24 protein-coding genes and 1 tRNA gene are annotated in these 25,721 nt (G+C 71.1%); 13 read left to right on the top strand and 12 right to left on the bottom strand.

Translation table 11 applies throughout. The annotated features are described in order from the left end of the window. Nucleotides 1-52: 52 nt before the first annotated feature. Nucleotides 53-730 carry a GntR family transcriptional regulator gene (locus tag ACFQQJ_RS12780; protein ID WP_377106971.1) on the top strand — a complete coding sequence of 226 codons (678 nt, stop codon included), beginning with the start codon at nucleotides 53-55 and terminating at the stop codon, nucleotides 728-730. Nucleotides 731-738: 8 nt separating this feature from the next. On the opposite strand, the gene ACFQQJ_RS12775 is transcribed toward ACFQQJ_RS12780, so the two are convergent. The 6 genes from ACFQQJ_RS12775 to ACFQQJ_RS12750 form a co-directional block, all read right to left on the bottom strand. Next, nucleotides 739-1,650 (bottom strand): ABC transporter substrate-binding protein, encoded by a 912-nt coding sequence (locus tag ACFQQJ_RS12775; protein WP_377106970.1) that lies wholly within the window; start codon nucleotides 1,648-1,650, stop codon nucleotides 739-741. Beyond that, a complete protein-coding gene (locus ACFQQJ_RS12770) occupies nucleotides 1,643-2,236 on the bottom strand; it encodes an AAA family ATPase (RefSeq protein ID WP_377106968.1) in 594 nt (197 codons plus the stop codon). Before ACFQQJ_RS12770 ends, ACFQQJ_RS12775 begins: the two co-directional genes overlap by 8 nt. Continuing rightward, entirely contained in the window at nucleotides 2,236-3,036 is an 801-nt protein-coding gene (locus tag ACFQQJ_RS12765; protein ID WP_377106967.1) for an energy-coupling factor transporter transmembrane component T family protein, read from the bottom strand. Before ACFQQJ_RS12765 ends, ACFQQJ_RS12770 begins: the two co-directional genes overlap by 1 nt. Next, nucleotides 3,033-4,526: an ABC transporter ATP-binding protein gene (locus ACFQQJ_RS12760; protein ID WP_377106966.1), complete on the bottom strand. Its 1,494-nt coding sequence runs from the start codon at nucleotides 4,524-4,526 to the stop codon at nucleotides 3,033-3,035. The genes ACFQQJ_RS12765 and ACFQQJ_RS12760 overlap by 4 nt, the downstream gene beginning before the upstream one ends. A 1-nt stretch (nucleotide 4,527) precedes the next feature. Continuing rightward, entirely contained in the window at nucleotides 4,528-5,205 is a 678-nt protein-coding gene (locus tag ACFQQJ_RS12755) for an ECF transporter S component (RefSeq protein ID WP_377106964.1), read from the bottom strand. Between the two features lie 132 nt (nucleotides 5,206-5,337). After that, entirely contained in the window at nucleotides 5,338-6,213 is an 876-nt protein-coding gene (locus tag ACFQQJ_RS12750) for a sulfurtransferase (RefSeq protein WP_377106963.1), read from the bottom strand. 494 nt (nucleotides 6,214-6,707) lie between these two features. Between ACFQQJ_RS12750 and ACFQQJ_RS12745 the strand changes: the two genes are divergently transcribed. Together ACFQQJ_RS12745 and ACFQQJ_RS12740 are read left to right on the top strand one after the other, a co-directional pair. Beyond that, nucleotides 6,708-7,178: a DUF4395 domain-containing protein gene (locus tag ACFQQJ_RS12745; protein WP_377106961.1), complete on the top strand. Its 471-nt coding sequence runs from the start codon at nucleotides 6,708-6,710 to the stop codon at nucleotides 7,176-7,178. 6 nt (nucleotides 7,179-7,184) lie between these two features. Then, entirely contained in the window at nucleotides 7,185-7,613 is a 429-nt protein-coding gene (locus ACFQQJ_RS12740) for a thioredoxin family protein (protein ID WP_377106960.1), read from the top strand. A 179-nt stretch (nucleotides 7,614-7,792) separates the two neighbouring features. Here the strand turns inward: ACFQQJ_RS12740 and metB are convergent, their stop codons facing one another. The 3 genes from metB to ACFQQJ_RS12725 all read right to left on the bottom strand — a co-directional run bounded on the left by metB (nucleotide 7,793) and on the right by ACFQQJ_RS12725 (nucleotide 11,802). Beyond that, complete coding sequence (metB, locus tag ACFQQJ_RS12735) at nucleotides 7,793-9,079, bottom strand: cystathionine gamma-synthase (RefSeq protein WP_377106959.1); 1,287 nt, start codon at nucleotides 9,077-9,079, stop codon at nucleotides 7,793-7,795. Between the two features lie 550 nt (nucleotides 9,080-9,629). Further along, nucleotides 9,630-9,700: transfer RNA gene (locus tag ACFQQJ_RS12730), tRNA-Cys, on the bottom strand. A 695-nt stretch (nucleotides 9,701-10,395) separates the two neighbouring features. Then, nucleotides 10,396-11,802 carry a PLP-dependent aminotransferase family protein gene (locus tag ACFQQJ_RS12725; RefSeq protein WP_377106958.1) on the bottom strand — a complete coding sequence of 469 codons (1,407 nt, stop codon included), beginning with the start codon at nucleotides 11,800-11,802 and terminating at the stop codon, nucleotides 10,396-10,398. Between the two features lie 79 nt (nucleotides 11,803-11,881). On the opposite strand from ACFQQJ_RS12725, the gene pdxS reads away from it, so the two are divergent. Both pdxS and pdxT read left to right on the top strand, forming a co-directional pair. Continuing rightward, nucleotides 11,882-12,778 (top strand): pyridoxal 5'-phosphate synthase lyase subunit PdxS, encoded by an 897-nt coding sequence (gene pdxS, locus ACFQQJ_RS12720; RefSeq protein ID WP_377106957.1) that lies wholly within the window; start codon nucleotides 11,882-11,884, stop codon nucleotides 12,776-12,778. Continuing rightward, nucleotides 12,778-13,404: a pyridoxal 5'-phosphate synthase glutaminase subunit PdxT gene (pdxT, locus tag ACFQQJ_RS12715; RefSeq protein ID WP_377106956.1), complete on the top strand. Its 627-nt coding sequence runs from the start codon at nucleotides 12,778-12,780 to the stop codon at nucleotides 13,402-13,404. Before pdxS ends, pdxT begins: the two co-directional genes overlap by 1 nt. Before the next feature lie 61 nt (nucleotides 13,405-13,465). Here pdxT and ACFQQJ_RS12710 read toward each other — a convergent pair whose 3' ends face one another. The 3 genes from ACFQQJ_RS12710 to ACFQQJ_RS12700 are packed head-to-tail and all read right to left on the bottom strand — an operon-like array spanning nucleotide 13,466 to nucleotide 17,670. Next, nucleotides 13,466-15,346 carry a family 2A encapsulin nanocompartment cargo protein cysteine desulfurase gene (locus ACFQQJ_RS12710; protein WP_377106955.1) on the bottom strand — a complete coding sequence of 627 codons (1,881 nt, stop codon included), beginning with the start codon at nucleotides 15,344-15,346 and terminating at the stop codon, nucleotides 13,466-13,468. Further along, the gene (locus tag ACFQQJ_RS12705; protein WP_377106954.1) at nucleotides 15,333-16,250 is read right to left on the bottom strand and encodes a family 2A encapsulin nanocompartment shell protein; all 918 of its coding nucleotides are present in this window, start codon (nucleotides 16,248-16,250) and stop codon (nucleotides 15,333-15,335) included. Before ACFQQJ_RS12705 ends, ACFQQJ_RS12710 begins: the two co-directional genes overlap by 14 nt. Nucleotides 16,251-16,278: 28 nt before the next feature. Next, nucleotides 16,279-17,670: a thioester domain-containing protein gene (locus ACFQQJ_RS12700; protein WP_377106953.1), complete on the bottom strand. Its 1,392-nt coding sequence runs from the start codon at nucleotides 17,668-17,670 to the stop codon at nucleotides 16,279-16,281. Between the two features lie 491 nt (nucleotides 17,671-18,161). Between ACFQQJ_RS12700 and ACFQQJ_RS12695 the strand changes: the two genes are divergently transcribed. From ACFQQJ_RS12695 to ACFQQJ_RS12660, 8 genes are all read left to right on the top strand, one after another. Beyond that, nucleotides 18,162-19,169 (top strand): methionine ABC transporter ATP-binding protein, encoded by a 1,008-nt coding sequence (locus ACFQQJ_RS12695; protein ID WP_377106951.1) that lies wholly within the window; start codon nucleotides 18,162-18,164, stop codon nucleotides 19,167-19,169. Continuing rightward, complete coding sequence (locus tag ACFQQJ_RS12690) at nucleotides 19,166-19,849, top strand: methionine ABC transporter permease (protein WP_377106950.1); 684 nt, start codon at nucleotides 19,166-19,168, stop codon at nucleotides 19,847-19,849. The genes ACFQQJ_RS12695 and ACFQQJ_RS12690 overlap by 4 nt, the downstream gene beginning before the upstream one ends. Then, entirely contained in the window at nucleotides 19,846-20,796 is a 951-nt protein-coding gene (locus ACFQQJ_RS12685) for a MetQ/NlpA family ABC transporter substrate-binding protein (RefSeq protein WP_377106949.1), read from the top strand. Before ACFQQJ_RS12690 ends, ACFQQJ_RS12685 begins: the two co-directional genes overlap by 4 nt. 145 nt (nucleotides 20,797-20,941) lie before the next feature. Beyond that, nucleotides 20,942-21,778, top strand: coding sequence for a transporter substrate-binding domain-containing protein (locus tag ACFQQJ_RS12680; RefSeq protein ID WP_377106948.1), 837 nt, complete (start codon nucleotides 20,942-20,944; stop codon nucleotides 21,776-21,778). Nucleotides 21,779-21,801: 23 nt separating this feature from the next. Continuing rightward, on the top strand, nucleotides 21,802-22,470 hold the full coding sequence (locus ACFQQJ_RS12675; RefSeq protein WP_377106947.1) for an amino acid ABC transporter permease: 669 nt from the start codon (nucleotides 21,802-21,804) through the stop codon (nucleotides 22,468-22,470). 10 nt (nucleotides 22,471-22,480) lie between these two features. Continuing rightward, nucleotides 22,481-23,257: an amino acid ABC transporter ATP-binding protein gene (locus ACFQQJ_RS12670; RefSeq protein ID WP_377106946.1), complete on the top strand. Its 777-nt coding sequence runs from the start codon at nucleotides 22,481-22,483 to the stop codon at nucleotides 23,255-23,257. Continuing rightward, nucleotides 23,254-24,444: an aminotransferase class I/II-fold pyridoxal phosphate-dependent enzyme gene (locus tag ACFQQJ_RS12665; protein WP_377106944.1), complete on the top strand. Its 1,191-nt coding sequence runs from the start codon at nucleotides 23,254-23,256 to the stop codon at nucleotides 24,442-24,444. Before ACFQQJ_RS12670 ends, ACFQQJ_RS12665 begins: the two co-directional genes overlap by 4 nt. Nucleotides 24,445-24,478: 34 nt before the next feature. Further along, nucleotides 24,479-25,639, top strand: a complete 1,161-nt coding sequence (locus tag ACFQQJ_RS12660) for a pyridoxal phosphate-dependent aminotransferase (protein ID WP_377106942.1) — start codon at nucleotides 24,479-24,481, stop codon at nucleotides 25,637-25,639. Nucleotides 25,640-25,721: the final 82 nt, after the last annotated feature.

Genomic DNA, 25,721 nt, shown 5'->3' with positions numbered 1-25,721 from the left:
GGTGCCTCCGTCTGTTCCCAGGCGGGTCCGTGGCCCGCTGACAAGGTCGGTTGTGCGAGAATTCGGCCAACCCCACGCGATTGGAGTCCGGATGCCGGAAAGGGTTGGTTCAGGATCACTGGCCAGTGATCAGTACCTGCGCATCCGCGACGACATCCTGAACGGCGTCTTCCCGATCGGCCAGCGTCTCCTGGAGACGTCCCTGGCGGCGCGGTACGGCGTGTCGCGGACGCCGGTGCGCGAGGCACTGGTGGCGCTGCAGCAGGACGGCCTGATCGAGCGGGTCGACAACGGTTTCCGCGTGCGCACCGGGACCGCCGAGGACGTCATCGAGATCTACGAGGCCAGGATCGTGCTCGAAGCGGCCGCCGCGGCGATGGCCGCCGGCCGTCATACCGACCTCGATCTGGTGCGGCTGTCCACCCAGTACGACAGGGCCCGCCAAGCCACCGAGCCCCGGGACGCGCACGAGGCGAACTCCGCGTGGCATCGGGCGCTCTGGGAGGCCGCTCACAACAGCATCTTCTCGCACACGCTGAACCGCTGGTCGGCGCAACTGCGCATCTACGACCAGGGCCCGCCCGGACCTTCGGACGACCTGATGGTCACCGCGCAGGAGCATCTCGTGGTGCAGGAGGCAATTGCCGCCGGCGACGCGGCGGCCGCCCGGGATGCGATGACTGCTCACCTCGCGCGCAGCCGCGAGATCCGGCTCCGCCAGCTCGGCTGAGTGCCGGATCAGGCGGGGACCAGTACCGGCCGGATCCCTTGGTCCCAGTTGTCCGCGGACGCGATCACCCGGTGGGCGGCGAGCCAGTGCGCGTACGGCTCGATCAGTTCGCGGCGCAGTTCGCCCCACCGTCCCTGGTGCAGCCAGGTGGCCGAGATCAGGTGCCCGGAGCGCGCCAGGAGCGAGCGCGGGAAGTACGGGGTGACCGGCTCGTACAGGTCGGCGATCAGTTCGGGCTGAGCGGCTGCGGCCTCGTACCCGCGAGCGGTCACCTCGGTGAACCGGCGCACCAGGTCGGGAGAACTCGCCAGCAGGTCGGCCCGGGTGCCGAGAAGGTAGCTGGGGTACTCGACGCCCAGCCAGGTGTCGACCTCCCAGGCCAGCTGCTGGTCCTCGGGATACTCGTCGCGCAGATTGTCCCAGGCGAAGTAGGAGCCGTAGGTCGCGTCGACGCGACCTGAGGCGATCTCGGCAGCGGTGAGCTCCCGGGAGCCGAGGTCGACCAACTGCACCTGGTCGGGGTCGCCGCCGTCGCGGGCGACCAGTTCGCGCACGATCGCCCGCCCCCTGGGGGTCGGGTTCAGGCCGACCCGACGCCCGGCGAGGTCGCGCAGCCGGCGGATCCCGGTCGCAGCCACGGTGCGCACGGTCTCCAGCCCGCGCTGGTTCACCGCCGCGACGGCGACCAGCGGCTGGCCGAGTTCGCGGCGCTGCCACAACCGGTTGGTCGGGAACACGCCGACGTCGGCGCGACCGGTGTTCAGGTAGTGCAGGGCGTCGCCCACGCCCGGATCGAAGAGGACGAACTCCAGCTCGATGCCCGCTTCGGCGTACCAGCCGTGGCTGCGGGCCAGGTAGAACCCGGCCGAGTTGGGCCAGGGGTGGAAGTACTCCTGCACGAGCCGGACACGGTCAGTCATCGGGGGCCTCCAGGATGCGGGTGCGGGTGGTGTTGAGGACGAGATCGGCGCGGGCGGCCGGACGGGTGTCGGCGTAGAAGGCCGTCTCCTGGGCCGCCCAGCGATCCCAGTGGGGGCGGTAGGTGTCGCCGTCACGGTTCAGCGCACGTCGGCGGCGCTCCCTGGGAGCGGCGGTCACCCAGGCACGTCCGCTGGCGAGCGGTGTCGAGAGCGGGTGCAGCGCGCCGACACCCTCGACGATGACGGGGACGCCCGGTTCGATCTCGATCGCGTCCGTCTTCATGCCCGCCGCCCAGTCGTATCGGCGGTACCGTCCGGCGCGCCCGGCCGCCAGTGGGGCCACCAGGTCCTCGGCCACTTCCCGCGCACCGTCGGCGAGTCCGTCCCAGCCGGGGTAGACGTCGTCCAGGCGCACCAGCCGGGTCGCCGGCTCGGCCTGGCTTGCGCGCTGGTGAAGCAGCGTCGCGAGGGTCGACTTGCCAGACCCCGAAGGGCCGTCGATGAGGACGAGGCGACTCCCTTCGGCCAGCCGCCCCAGAAGTTCGTCGACGGCCTGCTGCCAGGACGACACGGCCGTGGGCGCCATCAGCTGTTCCTCAGCAGGAAGACCCAGGTGCCGGCGGCGACCGCCCCGCCGATCGACGCCACCGCGACGGCGAGCGCGGTCACGATGAGCCACAGGTCGGCGGGACGGAGGACGGACGGGCGGGCCCAGGTGCGGGGGGTGGGGGCGCCGAAGCCCTTCGCCTCCATGGCCGTGGCCAGCTTGCTGCCGCGCCTGATCGAGACCACGAAGAGCGCGAACGCCTGGCCGAGGAACCGCTTGAGCCGCTCCACGAACCCGCCGGCGTCGGCAACCCCGCGGGCGCGTCTCGCGAGGCTGAGCTGGTGCCAGTCGTCGAGGAACAGCCCGACGAGGCGGATCCCCGCGAGGCCGCCGAGCACGAAGCGGGCGGGCAGCTTCAGGATCTGCGCCATGCCGTCGGCGAGGTCGGTGGGGTCGGTGGTGGCGAACAGCACGATCCCGGGGAGTCCGATCGCCAGGACGCGCAGCGCGGTCGCGATGCCGAGCGTGATCGAACCGTCGGACACCGTGACGAACCAGAAGTCGAGGTGGACGGTTCCCGAGACGCGGCCGTAGAGCGCGGTGGTGACTCCCGCCAGGAGGGCGGCCGTCCAGACGGCGAAGGTCCGCTTCCAGAACTGCGTCCAGGTCAGCCCCGCCCAGGCGAACAGCACCAGATTGAGCGCGAGCGCGATCGCCGCGGACACCGGGTCGATGGACGTCAGCAGCGCGACGGTCTGGATGGCCACCGCAGCCATCTTGGATACCGGGTTCAGCCGCGAGGCCGCCGAGCCGAGGACGGGCTGGATCGTGGCACTCATCGTGCTACCTCCCTGACCGCGGCACCGGTGTACGTGCCGCCGGCGAAGCGGGCCTCCAGCTCGATCTCCGCGTCGGCCACTGCGTCGATGAAGGAGCGGTCGTGTGTGACGGCGAGCACGGTGCGACCGGCCGCGAGAAGCTCGTCGAGCAGGACGACGAGCTCGAGCCACGTCCGCGCGTCCTGGCCGAACGTCGGCTCGTCGAGGATCAGGACCTGCGGCCGACTGGCCAGAACACCCGCGACCGACAACCGCCGCTTCTCCCCACCGGACAGGGTGAACGGGTTGGCGCCGGCGAGGCGGGTCAGGCGGAGCCGTTCGAGGAGTTCGTCCGCGCGGGCATCGACTTCTGCCGGTGGGAGCCCGAGCGCGCGGGGGCCCAGGCGCAGGTCGTCGCGGACGGTGGCGCCGAGGAACTGGTGTTCGGGTTCCTGGAATACGGTGCCGATCCGGCTGAGCAGCTGCCGGGACTTCCACCTGAACGGGTCGGTCCCCGCTCCGGTGGCCAGGGCGGGTGCCGCCACCACCGATCCGGCCTCCGCGGGCAGCAGTCCGCCGAGGGTGAGGGCCAGGGTCGACTTGCCGGCGCCGTTCTCGCCGGTGATCGCCACCGCCTGACCGCGGGTGAGGTCGAGTCCGATGCGCTCGGCGACCAGATGACCGGGAACCCGCGCTGTGGACAGGTCCCTGGCACTGAGTACGACGTCGTCCTGCGGCGCGGTGGACCGTCGGTGCACCGGGTGCAACCCCGGCACCCAGACCCCGGCGGCGGCGAGGTGCGCGCCTTCGCGGCCGAGCACCTGCCCCGGCGAGCCATCCGCGAGCAGGCCGTCGTTCGGGTCGAGGACGATCACTCGATCGACCATGTCGGCCCAGATCTCGACCCGGTGCTCGATCACCACCAGGGTGGCGCCGGTGCTGTCCAGGACGCGACGTACCGCCGCGCGGACCTCCTCGACCCCGTCGGGGTCGAGGTTGGCGGTCGGCTCGTCCAGCAGCAACAGTCCCGGTCGCATCGCCAGCAGGCAGGCGAGCGCGAGCCGCTGCTTCTGACCACCGGACAAGGCAGAGGTGGAGTGGTCCAGGGGCAGGTCGAGCCGCACATCGGCCAGCGCACGACGGACGCGTCCCCAGATCTCCGGCCGGGGCACCCCGAGGTTCTCCAGCCCGAAGGCGACATCGTCGCCCACCCGGCTGAGCACCACCTGGGCGTCCGGATCCTGCTGGAGCAGGCCGATCCGGCCACGCTGGTGCTGCGGCGGGAGCCCGTCGACGAGCAGTCGCCCGCGTTCCTCACCCTCGTCCGCGCCGCCGAGCACGCCGGCCAGCGCATGGAGGAGGGTCGACTTCCCGGCACCCGACGGCCCGAGGAGCAGAACCCGTTCGCCGGGCTGGACCTCAAGATCCAGCCCGGCGACGGCGAATGCCTTCCGGCCGGAGTGCCGCCAGCCCCAGTCCCGGGCCTGGACGTGCGCTCCGCGAGTGGTCATCTCAGACGGCCTCTGCGGTTTCCTGGCCGGCCGCGAAGCGGCTCAGGGCCCCGGTCCGGGCCAGGGCCCTGACGAGGTAGTACGAACCGATGCCCGCAATGACGGCGCCGGACACGATGGCCGAGACGAAGTAGACCGCCTGGAACCCGACGTCGACACCCGGGTACCAGAGGATCAGGTCGTTGATGGCGAGGGTGACGCCCGCCGCGGCTCCGGCGAGGGTCGCGACGCCGAGGCCGAACTTGCGGTAGGCGAACGCCAGGAAGACGAGTTCCGCGCCGAGTCCCTGGACCAGGCCCGACTCGAGGGTGAGGAATCCCCACTGGGTGCCGATCAGGGCGGACACCACGGCGGCGAGCACCTCGGTGTAGATCGCGGCACCCGGCTTGCGGATCACCAGGCCGCCCAGGACGCCGGCGAAGAGCCAGCCGCCGCCGAGGATGGCCGAGAGGCCGGGCAGGAGCTGGAGCGGGGCGCTCAGGCCGTTGTAGGCCAGGCCCCACGCCCAGAAGACGATGCCGGAAGCGACGCCGATGACACTGGCGATGATGATGTCGACGACCCGCCAGGCGTAGCGGGAGCCGGTGGCCGAAGCCGCTGGGGTATTGGTGGTTGCGGTGGCAGCGTCAGGCGCGGCGGCCGGGATCTTGCTGGTTTCGGTTTCAGCTGAGCTGGACATGATGTCGGTCCTTCGTGAGATGAGGTCGATGATGAGTGGTGGTGCGGCACGGCGCCGCCGGACGGGGGAGTCGCCGTGGGCGACATCGCGCGATGGCCCTGGCCACCGCGGTCGTGAAGGGCGGACGCGGCATCATGCGCTCACCAACGCGAGTTCGGGCACAGCCGACCACTCCTCCAGGGAACCGTCGTAGATGCGGACGTCCGCCGCCCCCCAGTGCACGAGTCCCAGGGCGGTCAGGCTGGCGGAGATACCGCCGCCGCAGTACACGATCAGCGGGCGCCGCAGGTCGAGACCGAGGGCGTCGACGGCGGCGGCCCCGGGCCCGTGCAGCACCGACCCGTCGCCGTCGAGCAACGCGTGCCCGGCCAGGTTGAGGCTGCCGGGGATGTGGCCGCGGCGCGTGTAGCGAGTGGGCACCCGTCCCCACATCGCATCGGAGGAGAGGGCGCAGATCAGGGCGGGCCGGTGTGGGGCGGCGCCGACGAGGGCCTCCTCGACCTCGGCGCGGGTGACCCACAGCCCGAGGTCGACCGCCGGTGGTGGGGCGACGGGACGGACGGGGTCGTCGGTCCCGCCGCTGGCCACGGGACCGCCGGCGCGCAGCCACGCCCGGAGGCCGCCGTCGAGTACGGCGGCCGGAATGCCGGCGTTCCGCAGCGTCCACCACAGCCGGGAGGCCCACATCAGGTTCGTCCGGTCGTACAGCCACACCGGCCGGCTGCCATCGATGCCGGCCGCGGCGAGCTCGCGGGCGAAGGCGTCCGGGCGCGGCGCGCCGAAGTGGTAGGGGGCCGCGGGGTCGACCCATTGGGTGAGCAGGTCGATGTGCCGGGAGCCGTCGATCCGGAGCCGCCGCCACTCGCCGTGCCCGCTGGTGGCGCGGTAGTCCCCGTCGAAGCGGGGGGTGGCCAGGTCGAGGGACGCGTCGAGGATGACCGGGCGCTCGCCGCGGTCGATACGAGCGAGGGCGTCCTGGACGGCGATCACGGTGTGCGGGTCGGTCATCGCTACCTAACGGGGGAGTCGGTGAAGGCGTGCGGCCTGGACGGCGGGGTCTGAGGCCGGAGATGCGGTGGCGCCGGGTGCTGGGCGCGGGGAGGTCAGCTCACGCGGCGCGACATCGCGGCATTCGGCCCCGGGCGGCACGCATTGCCACGGCGTGGATGCCGGTGGTCGTGTTCATCGCGTGGTCCCGTCTCGAATGGCTCGACCCGAAGCCTAGTGCATACAAATGTATACACGCCAGTCGTCCTCGTGGGAGGGGGTGTGTGAGGCGGGGAGGGGTGCTATCCTCGGCGCATGTCCGCACATGTATACGCCAGCCTCCACATGGGTGCGCGGCCGTCGCGGATGTGTTGTCGCCGCTGACCGCGCCAGACGACCCCGAACCCCTTTCGCTCGCGCGCTCAACGCCGGGCCGATCCCACCATTTCCAAGACCGCCGGCGGCCCGCCGGGCGGCCTCCGCAGACCACCACTCGACCGAAGAAGGGCCCGCAGATGAGTTCAGCCCAATCCGTGAAGGCACCGGAGTCCGTCGACCCTCGCGGCCCCCGGTTCGGCGCCGCCATCACCTCCGTGGTGCTGGCGCTGACCCTTCTCCTCGGACCGGCCGGGGGCCTGCCGCTCCTGATCATCCAGACGCTGGCCTTCGCCGCCGGGTCGCTGCTCGGACTCGGCTACCAGCCCTACGGCTGGATCTTCCGCACCGTCGTGCGGCCGCGGTTGCAGCCGCCGGCCGAACTGGAGGACTCGCGTCCGCCCCGGTTCGCCCAGACCGTGGGTCTCGTCTTCGCCCTCGCCGGACTCGTCGGTGTGGTGTTCGGCCTTCCGGTCCTGTTCTACATCGCCGTCGGCTTCGCACTGGTCGCCGCGCTGCTGAACGCGATCTTCGACTTCTGCCTCGGCTGCGAGATGTACCTCCTCGGCAAGCGCCTGCTGAACCGCCCGGCCGCGGGCGGGGTGGCCTGAGTAGCCATGACGGGTGTGCTGGTCGTGATCATCGCCCTGGTGCTCGCCCTGGCGTTCGGGGGCTACCGCGCGGTGACCGATGGACGGGCCAGGATCGTCCGAGCCGACACGCGCCCGCGGCTGGACGCGGAGCGTCTCGGTGGCCAACTGGGACGCCAGGCCACCTTCGTGCAGTTCTCGTCCACCGTCTGCGCACCCTGCCGCGCGACCTACCGCCTGCTGTCGGAAGTAGCCGCGGAGGATCCGGGACTCGCCCACATCGACATCAACGCCGAAACGCGGCTCGACCTGGCCGAGGAGTTCGGCATCACCCGGACGCCCACCGTCCTGCTGCTGGACGGTGAGGGGGTGGTGCGTCACCGCATCGTGGGCGCCGCCCGCAGGGCGGACGTGTTCGAGGCTCTCGGACACGTGGCTGCCAGCCCGGCCGCCTGAGGCGGCCCGCCAGCGTGAAGCCGTCGTTGGCGGATGGGGATGGCGGGGCCCGCCAACACCAATGAAGGGATCAGCGCGCTGGCGCGCGAGCAACTCTCGGCCACTTGGCCCGTCGAACCTCGATGCCAGGAGCGCGCAGCCGCGCGCGGGCTCCGAACGGCGCTGCCCTCCGGGGCCCTTCACCCGAGCGCGAGCACTCGGTCCAGGCCCGCTTCGAGGTCGTCGACCAGGTCGGTCGCCTCCTCGATGCCGAGGCTGAGTCGCACCATGCCGTCGGTGATCCCCGCGGCGTCCCTGGCCTGCGGTGCCATGCCGGCGTGAGTCATTGTCGCGGGGTGTGAGATGAGTGATTCCATCCCGCCGAGGCTCTCGGCGAGGGCGAAACATCGCAGCCCGTCCACCAGCGCCCTGACCTCCTCGAGGCCCGCGAGCTCCATCGTGACGACCGCGCCGAAGCCGTCCATCTGACGCGCGGCGAGGGCGTGCTGGGGGTGGTCGGCGAGACCGGGGTAGTGCACGGCGCGTACCGCGGGGTGAGCGACAAGGGTGTCCGCGACGGCCGCAGCGTTGCGCTGGGCCTCCGCCATCCTCAGGTGGAGGGTCCGCAGGCCGCGGAGCGCGAGGTAGGAGTCGAACGGAGCCCCGGTGACTCCGAGGGTGTTGGCCCACCAAGCGATGTCTGTACCCAGTCCCGGGTCGGCGGTAACGACGGCGCCGGAAACCACGTCGCTGTGGCCGTTGAGGTACTTGGTGGCCGAGTGCACCACGACGTCTGCGCCCAACTCCAGCGGGCGCTGCAGGACTGGCCCGGCGAAGGTGTTGTCCGCGACGACGACCGCTCCCGCCCTGTGGGCGGCTGAGGCGGCCGCCGCCACGTCGGTGATTCGCAGCAGTGGGTTGGACGGGGTCTCGAGCCACAGCAGGTCGCAGCCCTCGGTGATGGCGGACGCGATCGCTCCAGGATCGCTGGTGTCCACGAGTCGAAGGCTGAGCCGTCCGGTGCGCTGGAGGGCGTCGAACAGCCGCCAGGAACCGCCGTAGCAGTCCACCGGGGCGAGCAGGGTGCCGCCGGCCGGGACCAGGGCGTTCACCGTGGCGGTGATGGCGCCCATCCCGGAGCCGGTGATGCATCCCGTGGTCCCGGCCTCGAGGTCGGCGACCGCCGCTGCGAAGAGGTCGCGGGTGGGGTTGCCAGAGCGGCTGTAGTCGTAGCGACCCCGCCCGTCGAGCCCGTCGAAGGCATACGACACAGACAGGTAGAGCGGCGGGATCACCGCACCGTGGGACGAGTCGGTGGTGATGCCGGCGCGGACGGCCCGGGTCCGCGGACCCGTCCGGCCGGGTTGCCTTGGGCCGGGATCGGCCGGCGAGAGTGCCGAGTCAGCGGCGCGAGCGGCGGCGACGGTGTCGAGTACCTGCGGTCGGGCGTCGGTGGGGATGAGCGGGGTCAGTGCGGTTGTGGTCATGGTGCTGCCTCTCGTGACGGATTGGGCGGGAGGGCAACCCGACAGCCGTGGGGCAGTCCCACGAGTGCGTCGAACAGGGGCGATCTGGTGATCGTGCGCGCTGCCAGGTGCCAGACGTCAGGAGCGGGGCATTCGCTCGCGCATCATCGCCGGCGTCGTGAGACGCAGGGCGGTCGAACGGCGCGAGGTGATGATCACGAAGCAACGGTAGCCAGGGGACTGGGCAGCCGCAAGCACGCCCGCGATGCAGACCACGCGCTCGCTTCAGCCGCGAGTTCGCTCGCGGCTGGGCTTCGATGACCGGCAGTTCGGAGCTCACCGGAGCTCGTCTCCTACCGGCAGTCGACCGATTTCCCCTGCGGCCCGGTGGCGGTGTTGACCGCCACGCACGCCCTGGCCCGGACGCCCGCCCCTGACTCGCGTGGCGGAGCTCCAGTCCTGGCGGGAGGTGTGCCGGCGGGCCTTCCCGTTCACTCGTGGGTGTGGACTAGGTGCGCTGACGGTGGCTCTCCCGCTCGAAATGGCAGGCATGTATGCCTTGATGCATCAGAGGCGAAGACCGGATTCGAACCGGCGTGTACGGCTTTGCAGGCCGCTGCCTAACCACTCGGCCACTCCGCCAGAAAGGGACGTGCAGAATGCGGCACTTTCCCAAGGGAAATTCATGTCCGACGCGAGGCAGGCCACCCACGCAACGAACCAGCACTATTGCTCAGGATTGGAAGGCGATCTGTGGACGACTTCGACCGATGCGTCCAGGCTCCCGGGCCGTTGGAGAGAGTCCGCGTTCGGCCGCCTGATCGCGGCCCACAAGCAGGACTGCTGCTCACGAGAGCAGGTCGGATGCTGTCAGAGACAACAACAACAGGCGGTGGTGCCACTGATCTGACTCATGGCTCCTCCTTTCCGCGCCTTCAACCGGATCAACAGGATATAGAACCCTGCCGTGAGAGGAATACTATCATGCATACCTTGATTTTGGACGATTGTCCATCGACCTTTTCCCGAACCGGGACAGCCATCGACGAATGGGGTATCTGAACCGCTGGGCGCCGCGCTCGCGTTGCGTGACGCTGTGCCGGGAGGTCCGCCGCCCGCGGGTGCCCGTCGTTCGGTTCAGATGGCCACCAGTGCGAGGATGACTCCGCCGGCCCGGAATCGGCTGAGGCGATCGGCGGCCGCTGCGGTGACCGGGAAGACGCCGGTGACGGTGTTCACGTGACCGGCGGTGCCCCGGGGGCAGATGACTCCCGAGTTACCCGCAGACGAGCACGACAGAAACGCTGCCCGCCCGTCCCAGGCCGCCCGAAAGCGATCTACAGGCGGTTCAGACCGACCTCTGGTGCGACTAGTGACATCGCCTCGGCCAGCTCACGCTCAGTGAGAGCTCCGAAGCCGAACACGATGCCCTGGCGCTGCCCGGCTCCCGACCAGTACTCCGACAGCGGGCTCACCAGTACCCCGGCGGCCGCGAGTGCCGCCACCACCTCGGCCTCGGGTCGGCGGGTCTGCACCACCGCGTGCAGGCCGCCGTCCATCGGGTAGACGCGCACCCCCGGGGTGTCGGCGAGGGCGGCGGTGACCTGGGCGCGCCGGCGGCGGTAGCGGTTGCGCATGCGCTGGGTGTGCAGGCGTAGCGCCCCCGCGGCGAGGTAGTGGGCGATCGCCTGCTGAGCTACGGCGCCCACGGGTTGGCCGAGATCGTGCCGGGCGGCGGCGACGGCGGGGACGAGGGTGGCCGGAAGCGCGAGGAAGCCCATGCCGAGCGCCGGGGTCAGGGTCTTCGATAGCGTGCCGAGGAGCGCCACGTTGCCCTCGACCGGGTCGTCGAGCGCAGCCAGGGCCGGCAGCGGCTGCGAGGTGTAGCGCAGTTCGGAGTCGTAGTCGTCCTCAACGATCAGGACGTGGTTTCGTCGGGCCCACTCGAGCAGGGCCTGGCGCCGGTCGACCGGGAGCGATCCGCCCAGCGGGTACTGGTGGCTGGGGGTCACCAGCAGGACGTCCGGCGCGGCTCGTCCGCCGGGGAGGTCGGCCACTCGCAGGCCGTGCTCGTCAACGGGCAGCGGGACGACGGTCGCGCCGAAGCGGGCCGGCACGCGACGCAGCGACGGGTAGCCGGGCTCCTCGACCGCCACCCGGAGCGGGCGGGCTCCGGCCCGGGCGAGCAACACCAGCGCGAAGCCCTCGCGTCCGCCGCCGGTGACCGCGATCTGCGCGGGATCGCGCACCACGGCGCGCATCCGGCGCAGGTGCTCCGACCAGGCCGAACGCAAGGCCGGCAGCCCGAGCACCGGCACCGGCCCGCCGACCGGTGCCGCGGACGCCTGCCGCCACGCTGTGCGCCACGCCGGCCCGGTGACCTCCTCTGCCCACGGGCGGCCGGGTCGCAGGTCGTAGGCCGGCGTCGGCTCCGGCGGCAACGGGCGGTGTGCCCGGGGCGGGTGCGGGTGGACCCGCCGCAACTGCGGGTTGACGACGGTGGAGCGCCCGGCGGCGGCACTGAGGTAGCCCTCGGCGAGGAGCTGGTCGTACGCGGCCAGCACGGTGCCCCGGGACACCCCGAGGTGAACGGCCAGCGCGCGCGTCGAGGGCAGCGTGTCACCGGGGGCGAGGACGTCCGCGGTCACCAGCTCCCGAAGCCGGCCGGCGAGCTGGGCCGGCAGGGGGTCGGTGCCGGACCGGTCCAGCCTCACCGGCAGGGTGATCTCGGGGCTGCTGCGCACGCCGTCAGCTTACTGGTCCAGTCGATTGTTCCCAGTTCCGGATCTGGCGCTGTACCAGTAACCCCCGCACGATGGAGCCATGACGACGACACTCGGTTCCCCACTGGTCAAGCGCGGACTCGCGGACATGCTCAAGGGTGGGGTGATCATGGATGTGGTCACCCCAGAGCAGGCCCGGATCGCCGAGGACGCCGGCGCAGTGGCGGTGATGGCGCTGGAGCGGGTTCCGGCGGACATCCGCGCGCAGGGCGGGGTGGCCAGGATGAGCGATCCCGACCTGATCAGCGCGATCATCGAGGCGGTGTCGATCCCGGTGATGGCCAAGGCGCGGATCGGCCACTTCGTCGAGGCCCAGGTACTGGAGCATCTGAAGGTCGACTACATCGACGAGTCCGAAGTGCTCTCGCCGGCCGACTACGTCAACCACATCGACAAGCACGCGTTCACCGTCCCGTTCGTCTGCGGTGCGACGAATCTGGGCGAGGCGCTGCGCCGGATCGCCGAGGGTGCGGCCATGATCCGCTCGAAGGGCGAGGCCGGCACCGGGGACGTCTCCGAGGCGACCAGGCACATCCGCACCATCCGGCACGAGATCGCCGTGCTCCAGGCCACCTACGCGGCGAACCCTGACGAGCTCTACGCTGCGGCCAAGAACCTGCAGGCGCCCTACGAGATCGTCCGCGAGGTGGCTGAGACCGGCGTGCTCCCGGTCGTGTTGTTCACCGCCGGTGGTGTCGCCACCCCCGCGGACGCCGCGCTGATGATGCAGCTCGGTGCCGACGGCGTGTTCGTCGGTTCGGGCATCTTCAAGTCGGGCAACCCTGCCGCGCGGGCGGCGGCGATTGTGAAGGCGACCGCCCGCTACGACGACCCCGCCGTGATCACCGAGGCGTCACGCGGGTTGGGGGAGGCCATGGTCGGGATCAACGTCGCCGACCTCCCGGCGCCGCACCGGCTGGCGGAACGGGGCTGGTGATGCCGCCCACCGTCGGCGTCCTCGGGCTCCAGGGCGGCGTGCGGGAGCACCGCGAGCTGCTCGAGCACCTCGGTGCCCGCGTCACGCTGGTACGCGCCCCGTCCGACCTCGCCGGGCCGGACGGGCTGCGCGTGGACGCGCTGGTGCTGCCCGGCGGCGAGTCCTCGACGATCGACAAGCTCCTGCGCCTGTTCGACCTGTTCGAACCCTTGCGTGTGGCGATCGCCGGCGGCCTGCCCACGCTGGGGACCTGCGCCGGACTGGTGCTGCTCGCCCGCGAGGTGGTCGATCCAGCGCCTGGCCAGCGCTCGCTCCAGGTGCTGGACGTGACCGTGCAGCGCAACGCACTCGGCCCCCAGGTCGACTCCGCTGAGACCACCCTGGCCACGCCTTTGGGCGCGGTCCGCGTGGCCTTCATCCGCGCACCGATCGTGACCAGGTTGGGCCCCGGGGTGGACGTCGTCGGTACGCACGCCGGCCGGGTCGTGGGCGCACGCGCGGGCGGGGTCACCGGGCTCTCCTTCCATCCGGAGCTCACCGGCGAGCCCGCCTTCCACAGCGAGCTGATCAGCGCCACCGGCATCCCTCCGCGCGGACGCCGGCTGGTGCCTCAGGTTCGGATCTAGGGGCCGGCGCCCCTCTTCCAGCGTGAACGAGGGGCGCCGGGCTTTTCATCCCGGTGAGCGGCTACACCGCTGTGCCCCGCTCACTGAGGTCTCGGACCGCCTCCAGGAACCGGTCGATCTCGCCCACCGTGTTGTAGAAGGCGAAGGATGGACGGACGGTCTTCTCCACGCCCAGGCGACGCAGGATCGGCTGGGCGCAGTGGTGCCCGGCCCGGACGGCGATGCCGCGCTCGTTGAGCGCCTTGCCGACGTCCTCGGGCTCGTGCCCGGCGAGCACGAACGAGAGGACGCTGGCCTTGGCGTCGGCCGTGCCGACCAGCGTCACGCCGGGGATCGCGGCGAGCCGTGGGGTGGCGTAGTCCAGCAGCGAGTGTTCGTAGCCGGCGATCCGCTCGATCCCCACGCCGTTGACGTACCGCAGCGCAGCAGCGAGCCCGACCGCGTCGGCGATGTTGCCGGTGCCGGCCTCGTACTTGTTGGGCGGGCCCTGGTAGATGCTGCGTTCGATGGTGACGTCGGCGATCATGTTGCCGCCCCCCTGCCAGGCAGGGGTCTCGTCCCAGATCCGCTCGCTCAGGTAAACCGCGCCGATGCCGGTGGGGCCGAAGACCTTGTGACCGGAGAACACGAAGAAGTCAGGATCCAGCCGTTGCAGGTTCACTGCGAGGTGGGGGACCGACTGCGCGCCGTCGATCAGCACTCGCGCTCCCGCCCGGTGGGCGAGCGCGACGATGGCCTCGACGTTGTTGACCGTACCGACGGCGTTGGCGACCTGCGTGGCAGCCACGAGCCTGGTCCGGGGTCCCAGCAGTCGGGTGAACTCCTCCAGCAGGAGGTTGCCGCTGTCGTCCACCGGGGCAACCTTCAGCACGGCACCGGTTCGTTGGGCGACGATCTGCCACGGCACGATGTTGGCGTGGTGTTCGAGGTGGGTGATCAGGATCTCGTCGCCCGGGCCCAGGTTCTTGCTGCCCCAGGAGTGGGCGACGAGGTTGATGCCCTCCGTCGCCCCCCGGACGAAGATGATCTCCTCGGATCGCCCGGCGCCGAGAAAGTCGCGGACCGTGTCTCGAGCGTCCTCGTAGGCGTCGGTCGCCCGGGCGGCGAGTTCGTGCGCCGCACGGTGGATGTTGGAGTTCTCGTGGGCGTAGAAGTGGGCGAGCCGGTCGATCACCGCCTGCGGCTTCTGGGTCGTGGCCGCGTTGTCGAACCAGATCAACGGGTGTCCGTTCACCTGCTCGGTAAGGATCGGGAAATCCTTGCGCACTGTCTCGACGTCGAACCCGTCCGGGTGGGCCTTGAGTGCGTTCGGTGGCAGCCCGCCCGACCGCTGCTGGTCCGCGAGGCTGAACCGGTCGGGCCGCACGGGTGTCGGTTCGGCGGCACCCCACGGGGCGAGGAGCCGGCCGAGGTCCGGCAGCTGCGGGATCGCAACGCCCCCGACACCGGGCGCCAGGGGGAGGGACGGAAGCCCGCCGGCCGCGAAGCCCGATGGCCGCAGGACTGGCCCTGCGGCCGGCCCCGCCGGGCCGGACGGGAGGGCCGACGGGCTGACCACGGGAACCCTGTGGCCGGTCAGCGGCTCGGTGGCGGCACTCGAGCCGGGGGCGGAACCCCGTGGTGCGACCGGGACGGTGTAGGGCGGGGTGTCCGGTCCGGGCAGGGCCAGCGCAAAGGTTGCCGGCTCGATCCCGTCCGGCGCGACCTGGCCGACGGGGGAGGCGACGCCGGCGGCGTCAGCGGTCTGAGGAAGCCCGGACGCCGCTGACGTGGTGTCCGACGCCGAGCCACGCGGAGCGGGCGGGGCGGTCGGAGGGGCCGGGGAGGCCACCTGCAACGGCGCCAGTTCGGCGTAGATCTGCGAGGCGAGGCGCGACAGCTCCGCCGGACTGATCGGTGCCTCGCCGCCGGCGCCGGCAGAACGGAGCTCAGGCGTAGTCATGGAAGACGCCGACCTCGGCGCCGTCGAGCACGGCGAGCGCGTCGTCGGTGAGCACGGCCAGCGCCGAGTACAGCGAGACCAGGTAGGACGCGATCGCCTGGCGGTTGATGCCGTTGAACCGCACCGACAGGCCGGGGGACTGCTCGCCGACCAGGCCGGGCTGGAACAGTCCCACGACGCCCTGGCGCTCCTCGCCGGTGCGCACCAGGACGAACTTGGTCTTCCCATCCTCCAGCGGCACCTTGTCCGACGGAATGATCGGAATGCCCCGCCACGTGAGGAACTGGCCGCCGAACAGGTTGGTGACCACCGGCGGCACGCCGCGCCGGGTGGCTTCGCGACCGAAGGCCGCCACACCGAGCGGGTGGGTGAGGATGAAGCTCGGCGTCTTCCAGACCTTGGTGAGCAGGCTGTCCAGGTCGTCGGGGGTGGGCGGGCCGGCGAGCGTGGTGAGGGTCTGCTCGGGCACCACCTGGGACAACAGGCCGTACTCGGGGTTGTTGACCAGTTCGTACTCCTGGCGCTCCTTGACCGTCTCGATGGTCAGGCGCAGCTGCTGGGTCACCTGGTCGTGCGGGCTGGAGTAGAGGTCGGAGACGCGGGTGTGCACGTCGACGATCGTCGAGATCGAACGCAGGGTGATCTCGCGGGGGTTTGTCTGGTAGTCGACGAAGGTGGTGGGCAACGGTTCCTCGCCGGCCTCACCGACCTGCACGGCCACACGCTCGGGGTTGATCACCCGGTTCACGCGGTAGATGCCGGCTTCCACCGGCACCCACTGCAGCAGGTGAAGCAGCCACCGCGGCGTGATGGTGTCGAGCTGGGGGACGGTCTTGGTGGCGTTGGCGAGTTGCCGTGCGGCGAGATCGCCGAGCGCCTGCGACTCGGTCTGGTCGATGGACATGGGGCTCCTCAGGTTTGGTTGGACGAGGTCAGGAGTCGTGGGCCAGGACGACGGTGCGCGGGCCGGCCTCCGTGCCCGCGAGATTCGCCAGCGAGACCAGCGGGGTGAACGCGCTGGGGCCGCCCGGGGTGCGGGCGCCGATGAGCACCCGCGCGTGGAGGTGGGAGTGGTGGACCCTCAGCTCCAGGCGTGTCGTGGAGGGCCCGCCGTCCCTCTGGACGAAGAAGCGGGTGCCGGGCTCGATCGGGCCCCAGAGGTGGTTGCCGTCGGTGTCCACCACCCGCGCGCCGCCGGCGTCGACGGTGGCAGGGGCCTCCGCGAGCACGAACGGCCCCAGCACCTCCCCAGCCGCTGTGCGCACGGGCTCCCTGCGAACGGCCGGTGCCTCACCGGTGGCCTGGGAGAGAAGAAGGTCGTAGAGGAAGACGACCCGCTCGTTGTTCCGGAAACGGGAGCCCCCGGCCACGTCCAGCCGCACGTCGCGGAGGTCGAGCAGGCCGTCGCGATCAGACGGCCCGGTGGCGACGAGCCGGTAGAAGCGGTAGCCCCGCCGCCCGGACGCCGCGGTCGCGCGGGAGACCGTCGCGCCGACGCCGAGGCGGCGTTGCACCCGTCGTCCGCGGGACGCAGGAAGCGGGAGCGAGGAGTGCGAGACCGGCTGCCAGGTGCGGCCGTCGAGCGAGCGCTCGAGCGTGACCTGCATCTCTTGGCGTCCGGTGCGGGCACCGACCACGAACCCGAACGACTCCAGCTCCGGTTCCTCGGCGAGTTCCAGTTCGAGGTGGACCGCCTCGCCCGCCGGCACGGTGGTGTGCCAGTCGAGAACCCCGGCGCCGGTCGGCGCGACGGGACGGGCGCTGGGGTGGTCGCCGATCCGGGCCCACGCGCGTACCGGTTCGTCCAGGGCCGTGGTGTCGAGTTCGAGGCCGTTCGTCAGGCGCCAGATCGCGGCCTGCGTCGCCGCGATGGCCTCGTGCTCGCGGATCGCTCCGGCGCCGACGGGGTACCCGGCCTCGACGAGCCGCCGGGTGAGCTCGGTGGTGGAGACGTGGGGGTATCCGTGGGTGAGGATCCGGGTGATCTCCTCCTGCCACAGCTGCGCGGCCCGTACCGGCGCGTTGCGGAACGACACCTCGCGGTAGTGCGAGAGCTGCCGCGGGCTAGTGCCGGTGAAGTCGAGGGAGTAGGCGTCGATGTTCGGGTTCAGCCGGATCAGGTCGGTGTGTGCCACCGTGCCGTCGGCGAGGCGGATCACGTCGACGGTCGAGGAGAACGTGCCTCCCCGCACGCGGGACAGCGCCGTGGCCGGGACGGCCGGCAGCCGGAGCGGAGCGCGTCCGCGCAGCACCGTGACCGGACCGGCGAGGAGCCTTTGGGGGCGGTCGGCGAGAGGCAGCGACGCCTCGATCAGGGTGGCCATGAGAGTCCTTGGGTATGACCGTCGGCCGCGAGCGGGACGCCCAGGCCGGGGCGGGAGGGGTTGGGTCGAGTGTCAGCGGGGCATTCGACAACAACACGCACAGACCACGGCGACAGCGCCGACGCGCACCACCAGGTCCGGACTCATGGGAGACATCGTGCCAGTTGTATCCACGGGTATACGAATCGCGATCTCGCATGGTGGGCATGAGCCCGGGATTTGCGCGTCCCGGTCCGACCGGTCTACCTTGGCGCCGTGTTCATCACCTCGCGCCGTCACACCAGCCTGCGTCCGCTGACGCCGGCCATGATGTGTGCGCGAATGTGTTGTCGGTGATCTTCGACCCGACAGCGCCCCTGGTCGGCCGGTAGCGGCCTGATCTCCTCCTGCTGACGCCTCCGAGGCGTCCGCACTGCCCTGTCGGGCCACCTCCTTCCACGCCCTCTCGCCGCGCGTTCGCGCGCTGCGTCCGCCCGACAGGAGTCGCCATCGTGATTGCAGTCACCGATCTGAAGAAGGTCTACCGCCAGGCGCACCGCGAGGTGCGTGCGCTCGACGGAGTCACCCTCGCTGTGCCGGAGAACTCGGTGCACGGCGTGATCGGCCAGTCCGGGGCGGGCAAGTCGACGCTGGTGCGGTGCCTTGCGCTGCTCGACCGGCCCACCGAGGGCACGGTCGAGATCAACGGGGTCGAACTCACCTCCGTCCGATCCGACGACCTCCGTCGCGCACGGCGCCGGCTGGGCGTGGTGTTCCAGCACGCCAACCTCTTCGACGCTCGCACCATCCAGGGCAACGTCGCCTACCCGCTCGAACTCGCCGGGGTCGGGCGCGCTGAACGTACCGCCAAGGCACGCGAATTGCTCGGCCTGGTCGGACTCGCCGACACCGGCGGCGCCTACCCGGCACAGCTGTCCGGGGGCCAACGCCAGCGGGTGGGCATCGCCCGGGCGCTGGCCACCGACCCCGACGTGCTGCTGTGCGACGAGCCGACGAGCGCCCTCGACCCGACCACCACGGGTGAGATCCTCGACCTGATCGGCGACCTTAAGGCCCGCCTCGGGCTCGCCGTCCTCGTGATCACCCACGAGATGCAGGTGGTGAAGCGGATCTGCGACTCGGTGTCGCTCCTGGAGAGCGGCCGGGTCGTCGAGTCCGGAGCGCTCACCGACGTGGTGGGAGCGTTCGGCAGCAGGCTCAGCGAGACCCTGATCGGCCTGCCGGCGACACCGGCGGTCGATCCGGAGATCGGGACGACGATCGAGGTGCTCGATGTCGCGACCGACCACCGGCTGACCGCGCTGACCGAGGCGTCCGGGCACTTCGGCGTGGACTTCGCCGTGGTCGCTGCGACTGTGGAACGACTGGGTGGCACCACCTTCGGCCGCTGGCGGGTTCTGGTCCGTCCGCCGCTGGACCCGGTGGAGGTAGTCGCACACCTCCACCGGCGCGGCGTCCGGGCCAGTCTCGGCACGCCCGGCGGGGAAGCCATCCGATGAGTGGGTGGATCACGTCGCTGCTGGACAACCCGGCGATCAGCACCGCTCTGTGGCCCGCGCTCCTGGAGACGCTGCTGATGGTGGCGATCTCCGGTTTCGCGACGGTCCTGTTCGGGCTGCCGCTCGGCGTCGTCCTCTTCGTCACCCAGCCCGGGGGGCTGGCGCACAACCGTGCCGTCAACGTGGTGCTCGGCGGCATCGTGGTGAACATCACCCGGTCGATCCCGTACGCGATCCTGATGGTCTCGCTGATCCCGTTCACGCGTCTCGTCGCCGGCACCTCGATCGGGCCCGTCGCGGCCTCGGTGTCGCTGACCATCGCGTCCGTACCCTTCTTCGCCCGGCTGGTTGAGGCCTCGCTGCGCGAGGTTCACCCCGGCAAGGTGGACGCCGCCCACGCCATGGGATCCACGCGGTTCCAGACGGTCACCAAGGTGCTCCTGCCCGAGGCCCTGCCGTCGCTGGTCGCCAACGTGACGACCACGCTGGTCGCCCTCATCGGCTACTCCGCGATGGCCGGCCTGATCGGCGGCGGTGGCCTCGGCCGGCTCGCCTACAACTACGGCTACCAGCGCTTCCAGCCCGAAGTGATGCTCGTCGTCCTCGTCATCCTCCTGCTCCTCGTCCAGCTCGTGCAGCTGGCCGGAGACGCGCTCGTCCGACGGGTGGACCACCGATGAGCGCCCCCACAGCCCCCGGCACACCACGCCGGGCCGACCACACGGTCGAACAACCCACGGCCCCGACCCAGGGCCAGTACCGCAAGGAGTCACTCATGGGATCACTACGCAAGCACCTGTCCGCCGTCGCCATCGCCGCGGCCGTCATGGCGCTGACGGCTTGCGCCGGCACCAGCACGGCCGCCACGCCCCAGCCGTCGGCGACCCCGGCCACGCTGACGAAGGTCACGGTGGGCGCCAGCCCCGTGCCGCACGCCAAGATCCTGGAGTTCATCCAGCAGAACCTGGCGGCGAAGGCGGGGATCGAGCTCAAGATCGTCGAGTTCGACGACTACGTCCAGCCGAACGAGGCCCTCGCCTCGAAGGAACTGGACGCGAACTACTTCCAGCACCTGCCCTACCTCGAGGCGCAGATCAAGGAGAAGGGCTACGCCTTCGAGCACGGCGCAGGGGTGCACATCGAGCCGTACGCCGCGTTCTCGAAGAAGTACAAGAGCCTCGCCGAGCTTCCGGATGGTGCCAGCGTCGCGATCACCAATGACGCGTCCAACCAGATCCGGGGCCTGCGGGTGTTGGAGACGGCCGGCCTGTTGAAGGGGATCACGGACGCATCGAACGTGCTGAACCTCACCAAGGAGCAGAATCCGAAGGGCCTGAAGTTCATCGAGAACCAGCCCGAGGTGATCGTGCAGCAGCTCGACGACCCGAAGGTCGACCTGGCCTTCGTGAACGGCAACTTCATCCTCACCGCCGGGCTGAGCACGAAGGACGCCCTCGCGGTGGAGCAGGTGGCGGGCAACCCGTACGCGAACCTGCTGGTCTGGCGCACGGACAACACCAACCCGGGGGTCGCCGTTCTGGAGAAGCTGCTGCACTCGCCCGAGGTGGCCGACTTCATCACGAAGACCTGGCCCTCCGGTGACGTGATTCCGGGCAGCCAGGGCTGACCCACTGCGCCCGCGCCGGAGGCGAGGCGGGCACAGAGCCTCCGGCGCGGGTACCCGTCCCCACGACAGCCCGCCATCCTCGATTGCTCCATCCCCGACGGCCCGTGCCGTCCCCCGTTCGCCACCTCCGGAAAGCAGGAAGTTCATGAAGCTCACCCGATTCGTCCCCGCCCTCGCCATCGCTGTCGTGACGCTGACCGGCCTCGCGGCCTGCGCGGCCCCCGCCACGCCGTCTGCCGCCCCGGCCCCGGCGTCCTCGTCCGCCACCAGCACCAACCCCGCCCTCGCCGAGCTGCAGAAGTCCGGCGTCCTCAAGGTCGCGACCGAGGGCACGTACTCGCCGTTCTCGTTCCACGACGCGAGTTCCAACCAGCTCACCGGCTACGACATCGAGGTGATCACCGCGGTGGCACAGAAGTTGGGCGTGAAGCCGCAGTTCTCCGAGACCAAGTGGGACTCGATCTTCGCCGGCCTGGAGGCCAAGCGCTACGACCTGATCGCGAACGAGGTGTCGATCAATCCAGAGCGCCAGGCCAAGTACGACCTGTCCGACCCCTACTCGGTCTCCTACCCTGTGGTGATCGTGAAGGCCGACAACGCCGCCATCACCTCCGTCGAGTCCCTGAAGGGCAAGTCCACCGCCCAGACGGCGACCTCGAACTGGGCCGACTTCGCCCGCAAGGCCGGTGCGACTGTCGAGCCGGTTGACGGCTTCACCGAGGCGGTCGCCGCGGTGAAGGACGGCCGCGTCGACGCCACCTTCAACGACAACCTCGCCGCCCTGGAGTACTTCACGACCACCAAGGACACCTCGGTGAAGATCGGCTTCGAGGTCCCCGACCAGAAGGTGAGCCAGGCGTTCGCGCTGCGCAAGGACTCCGGCCTGCTCGAGCCGATCAACGCCGCGCTGAAGGAGCTGGCCGCCGACGGCACGCTGGCCGGGATCGGGCAGAAGTACTTCGGCAAGGACATCTCGAAGTAGTTCCCTCTTCGGAAGGGTGTGCCATGGGCCAGGGTGACTGGGAGTTGCTGCTGCACTCGATCGTCCCGATGCTGCTGGGCACGGTGACCGGGACGATCCCGCTCGCCGTGATCTCGTTCGCGATCGGGCTGGTCATCGCCCTGCTCGTCGCGCTCGCCCGGCTGTCGTCGGTGCCGGTGCTGGCGCGGCTGGCGCAGTTCTACGTGTCGGTGATCCGTGGCACGCCCCTTCTGGTGCAGCTGTACCTGATCGTCTACGCCCTGCCGAGCCTCGGCGTGGTGATCGACCCGTTCCCCTCGGCCGTGGTGGCGTTCTCGCTGAACGTCGGCGGCTACGCGGCGGAGACGATCCGCGCGGCCATCCTCGCCGTGCCGCGTGGCCAGTGGGAGGCGGCCAGCACGGTGGGCATGGGCTACTCGCTCACGCTCCGCCGGGTGGTGCTGCCCCAGGCGCTGCGGGTGGCCGTCCCGCCGCTGTCCAACACCTTCATCTCGCTGGTGAAGGACACCTCGCTGGCCTCGTCGGTAATGGTGACCGAGCTGCTGCGGAAGGCGCAGGAGATCGCCGCGCCATCGTTCGCCTTTCTCCAGCTGTACACGCTGGCCGCGCTCATCTACTGGCTGGTGTGCACCGTCCTGTCCGTCGCCCAGCAGCGGCTCGAGCGCAGGCTCGGCCGCTACACCACCGTCTAGGAGGATCCCGATGAGCCTGGTGAGCGTGCGAAACCTGCGCAAGGCGTTCGGCGACCACGTCGTGCTGCACGAGGTGAACCTCGACGTGGCCGAGGGATCGGTCACCGTCCTGATCGGGCCGTCCGGCTCGGGGAAGACCACCCTGCTCCGCTGCCTGAACGGGCTGTCCCACCCGCAGGCGGGGATCGTCACCGTGGACGACGTCACGGTCGACTTCGCCGCCCGCCCGGGACGCGACCAGCTCGCCGCGTTGAGGGCTCGCTCGGGCATGGTCTTCCAGGCCCACCACCTGTTCCCGCACCGGACGGCGCTGGAGAACATCACCGAGGGCCCGATCCACGTGCAGAAGGAGCCGGCAGCCCAGGCACGCGAGCGCGGCCGCGCGCTGCTGGAACAGGTCGGGCTGGCCGACAAGGCGGACGCCTTTCCCAGTGAGCTCTCCGGCGGCCAGCAGCAGCGTGTGGGTATCGCCCGCGCGCTCGCGCTGCGTCCCCGGCTGATCCTGTTCGACGAGCCGACCTCCGCCCTCGACCCGGAGACGGTCGGGGACGTCCTCGTCGTCATGCGCGATCTGGCGAAGCAGGGCTGGACGATGGTCGTCGTCACCCACGAGATCCGGTTCGCCGAGCAGGTCGCCGACCACGTCGCGTTCCTCGACGGCGGCGTGATCGTGGAGGAGGGCCCACCCGCGCAGGTGCTTGCCGCGCCGGTGGAACCGCGGACGCGGGAGTTCTTGAAGCGGGTCCTCGACCCGCTCGCCGACGACCGCCACGGGCAGGAGCGATGAACCGGCCGCCCGCAGCCCGCGCCACCGACGCGATCCACGCCGGGCAGGCGCCCGATTCGTTGAGCGGTGCGATCGTTCCACCGCTGACGCTGGCGTCCACGTTCGTGATGGACACTCCGGGCGTCCCCCGCTCCGGCTACGACTACTCGCGCTCGGGCAACCCCACCCGGTCAGCCCTGGAGACCGCGCTGGTGACGCTGGAAGCGGGCGGGGCGGCGTTCGCGTTCCCCTCGGGTCTGTCGGCGGAGGACACGCTGTTGCGGGTGCTCACCCGGCCCGGTGACACCGTGCTGTTCGGCCGCGACGTCTACGGCGGCACGTTCCGCCTGCTCACCGCCGTGCTTGCCGGCGAGGGCCGGACCCCGGTGGCGACGGACGTGTTCGACCTCGCCGCGCTCGAGCGGGACCTCGCCCGGACGCGGCCGGTCGTGCTGTGGCTGGAGACGCCGTCGAACCCGCTGCTCGAGATCGCCGACCTGGACCGCATCGCCTCCCTCGCCCACGCCGCAGGTGCGCTGCTCGTGGTGGACAACACGTTCGCGTCGCCGGCGCTCCAGCAGCCGCTCGCGTTGGGCGCCGACGTGGTGGTGCACTCGACCACCAAGCTGATCGGCGGCCACTCCGACATGGTCGGCGGGGCCCTGGTGACCCGTCCGGGGCTGCCTCTTCCGCGCGACCGGTCCGGTGTCGGCGGGAGCAGCGACGTGGCCGACTCGATCGCCTACCTGCGCAACGCCACCGGCGCGGTGCCCGGCCCGTTCGACGCCTGGCTGGCCGCTCGCGGGCTGAAGACGCTGCACGTCCGGGCGGAGCGGGCGGCGGCGTCCGCGGGACGGATCGCGGAGCACTTCAGGGGCCATCCGGCGGTGCGGCGGGTGCACTACCCGGGCCTGCCCGATCATCCCGGCCACGACGTCGCGCGACGCCAGATGCGCGGCTTCGGCACCGTCGTGTCGCTCACGCTCCGGGACGCGGACGCTGCCCGGCGGGCGTGCGAGCGCACTCGCCTGTTCGCCCTGGCGGTGTCGCTCGGGGCGGTCGAGTCGCTGGTCGAGCACCCGGCGTCGATGACCCACGCCGCCAAGGAGGGCTCCCCGGACGCCATCGCGCCGGAGCTCGTCCGGTTCTCGGTGGGTCTGGAAGACGTCGACGACCTCGTGGACGACATCGAGCAGGCGCTGGCATGACGTGGACGGCGGGGCCGGCGCGAGGGGGCCCGGGATGGAGCTGGTGAGCAGGCTGCGCGGTCAGAGCACGACGGTCTTCACCGAGATCACGGCGCTGGCCCAGCGGCACGCGGCGATCAACCTCGGCCAGGGGTTCCCGGACACCGACGGTCCGGCCACAGTGCTGGCCGCCGCGAAGCGGGCGATCGACGACGGCGCGAACCAGTACCCGCCGCTGTCCGGACGCCCGGAGCTGCTGGCCGCCGTCAGCGCACACCAGCGGCGACGGTACGGCATCGACCTGGATCCCGAGCGGGAGGTGCTGGTGACGGTCGGTGCCACCGAGGCGATCGCCGCCACGATCCTTGCGTTCTGCTCCCCGGGCGACGAGGTGGTGATGTTCGAGCCGTACTACGACTCCTACGCCGCGCTGGTGGATCTGGCGGGCGCGACCCGACGGACGGTGGTGCTGCGGTTCCCGGACTTCGCCGTCGACGAGGTGCAGTTGCGGGCGGCCTTCAGCGAGCGCACCCGGCTGGTGCTGCTGAACAGCCCCCACAACCCGACCGGGAAGGTGTTCACCAGGGCCGAACTGGAGCTGATCGCTCGGCTGGCGACCGAGCACGGTGCCTGGGTGGTGACCGACGAGGTGTACGAGCACCTCACGTTCGGGGCGGAGCACGTGCCGATGGCCACCCTGCCCGGGATGGCGGAGCGCACGCTGACGATCTCCTCTGCGGGCAAGACCTTCTCGGTCACCGGGTGGAAGGTCGGCTGGGTGAGCGGCCCGGCGGCGGCCGTGGCCGCCGTACGGAGCGTGAAGCAGTTCCTCACGTTCGGCGTGAACGGGCCGTTCCAGCTGGCCGTCGCCACCGGCCTGGGCCTGCCGGATGCGTACTTCGACGGGCTCCGGGACACGCTTCGCGACAAGCGCGACCTCCTGGTCCGGGCCCTCACTGGCGCAGGGTTGCCCGTCGCGGTGCCGTCGGGCACGTACTTCGTGGTCGCCGACGTCGCCCCGCTGGGCGTGGTGGACGCGAGCGCGTTCGCCCGGCTGCTGCCGGCGGCGGCGGGCGTGGCGGCCATCCCGGTACAGGCGTTCCACGACGACTCCGGAGCCGCGCGCACGCTGCTGCGGTTCGCGTTCTGCAAACGTGACGACGTGCTCACCGAGGCCGGCCGGCGTCTCGCCCGGCTGAGCGGAGGGCAACAATGATGCCCCGTGGCGCCCGGGCCGAGCCACGATCAACGCCTGGAAGCAGGCCCGGATCCTTCCTGCCCAGGCCCCCAAATTGGGA

The sequence above is a fragment of the Propionicimonas sp. T2.31MG-18 genome (assembly GCF_964266745.1).
Classification (GTDB): Bacteria; Actinomycetota; Actinomycetes; order Propionibacteriales; family Propionibacteriaceae; genus Propionicimonas.
Note: the sequence above shows the minus strand (reverse complement) of the source record. Positions and strands in the feature narration are given on the sequence as shown.

Coding starts and splice junctions, on each gene's coding strand:
- ACFQQJ_RS12775 (WP_377106970.1), bottom strand. CDS start 1,650: ATGACTGACCGTGTCCGGCTCGTGCAGGAGTACTTCCACCCCTGGCCC.
- ACFQQJ_RS12770 (WP_377106968.1), bottom strand. CDS start 2,236: ATGGCGCCCACGGCCGTGTCGTCCTGGCAGCAGGCCGTCGACGAACTT.
- ACFQQJ_RS12765 (WP_377106967.1), bottom strand. CDS start 3,036: ATGAGTGCCACGATCCAGCCCGTCCTCGGCTCGGCGGCCTCGCGGCTG.
- ACFQQJ_RS12760 (WP_377106966.1), bottom strand. CDS start 4,526: ATGACCACTCGCGGAGCGCACGTCCAGGCCCGGGACTGGGGCTGGCGG.
- ACFQQJ_RS12755 (WP_377106964.1), bottom strand. CDS start 5,205: ATGTCCAGCTCAGCTGAAACCGAAACCAGCAAGATCCCGGCCGCCGCG.
- ACFQQJ_RS12750 (WP_377106963.1), bottom strand. CDS start 6,213: ATGACCGACCCGCACACCGTGATCGCCGTCCAGGACGCCCTCGCTCGT.
- ACFQQJ_RS12745 (WP_377106961.1), top strand. CDS start 6,708: ATGAGTTCAGCCCAATCCGTGAAGGCACCGGAGTCCGTCGACCCTCGC.
- ACFQQJ_RS12740 (WP_377106960.1), top strand. CDS start 7,185: ATGACGGGTGTGCTGGTCGTGATCATCGCCCTGGTGCTCGCCCTGGCG.
- metB (WP_377106959.1), bottom strand. CDS start 9,079: ATGACCACAACCGCACTGACCCCGCTCATCCCCACCGACGCCCGACCG.
- pdxS (WP_377106957.1), top strand. CDS start 11,882: ATGACGACGACACTCGGTTCCCCACTGGTCAAGCGCGGACTCGCGGAC.
- pdxT (WP_377106956.1), top strand. CDS start 12,778: ATGCCGCCCACCGTCGGCGTCCTCGGGCTCCAGGGCGGCGTGCGGGAG.
- ACFQQJ_RS12710 (WP_377106955.1), bottom strand. CDS start 15,346: ATGACTACGCCTGAGCTCCGTTCTGCCGGCGCCGGCGGCGAGGCACCG.
- ACFQQJ_RS12705 (WP_377106954.1), bottom strand. CDS start 16,250: ATGTCCATCGACCAGACCGAGTCGCAGGCGCTCGGCGATCTCGCCGCA.
- ACFQQJ_RS12700 (WP_377106953.1), bottom strand. CDS start 17,670: ATGGCCACCCTGATCGAGGCGTCGCTGCCTCTCGCCGACCGCCCCCAA.
- ACFQQJ_RS12690 (WP_377106950.1), top strand. CDS start 19,166: ATGAGTGGGTGGATCACGTCGCTGCTGGACAACCCGGCGATCAGCACC.
- ACFQQJ_RS12685 (WP_377106949.1), top strand. CDS start 19,846: ATGAGCGCCCCCACAGCCCCCGGCACACCACGCCGGGCCGACCACACG.
- ACFQQJ_RS12680 (WP_377106948.1), top strand. CDS start 20,942: ATGAAGCTCACCCGATTCGTCCCCGCCCTCGCCATCGCTGTCGTGACG.
- ACFQQJ_RS12675 (WP_377106947.1), top strand. CDS start 21,802: ATGGGCCAGGGTGACTGGGAGTTGCTGCTGCACTCGATCGTCCCGATG.
- ACFQQJ_RS12670 (WP_377106946.1), top strand. CDS start 22,481: ATGAGCCTGGTGAGCGTGCGAAACCTGCGCAAGGCGTTCGGCGACCAC.
- ACFQQJ_RS12665 (WP_377106944.1), top strand. CDS start 23,254: ATGAACCGGCCGCCCGCAGCCCGCGCCACCGACGCGATCCACGCCGGG.
- ACFQQJ_RS12660 (WP_377106942.1), top strand. CDS start 24,479: ATGGAGCTGGTGAGCAGGCTGCGCGGTCAGAGCACGACGGTCTTCACC.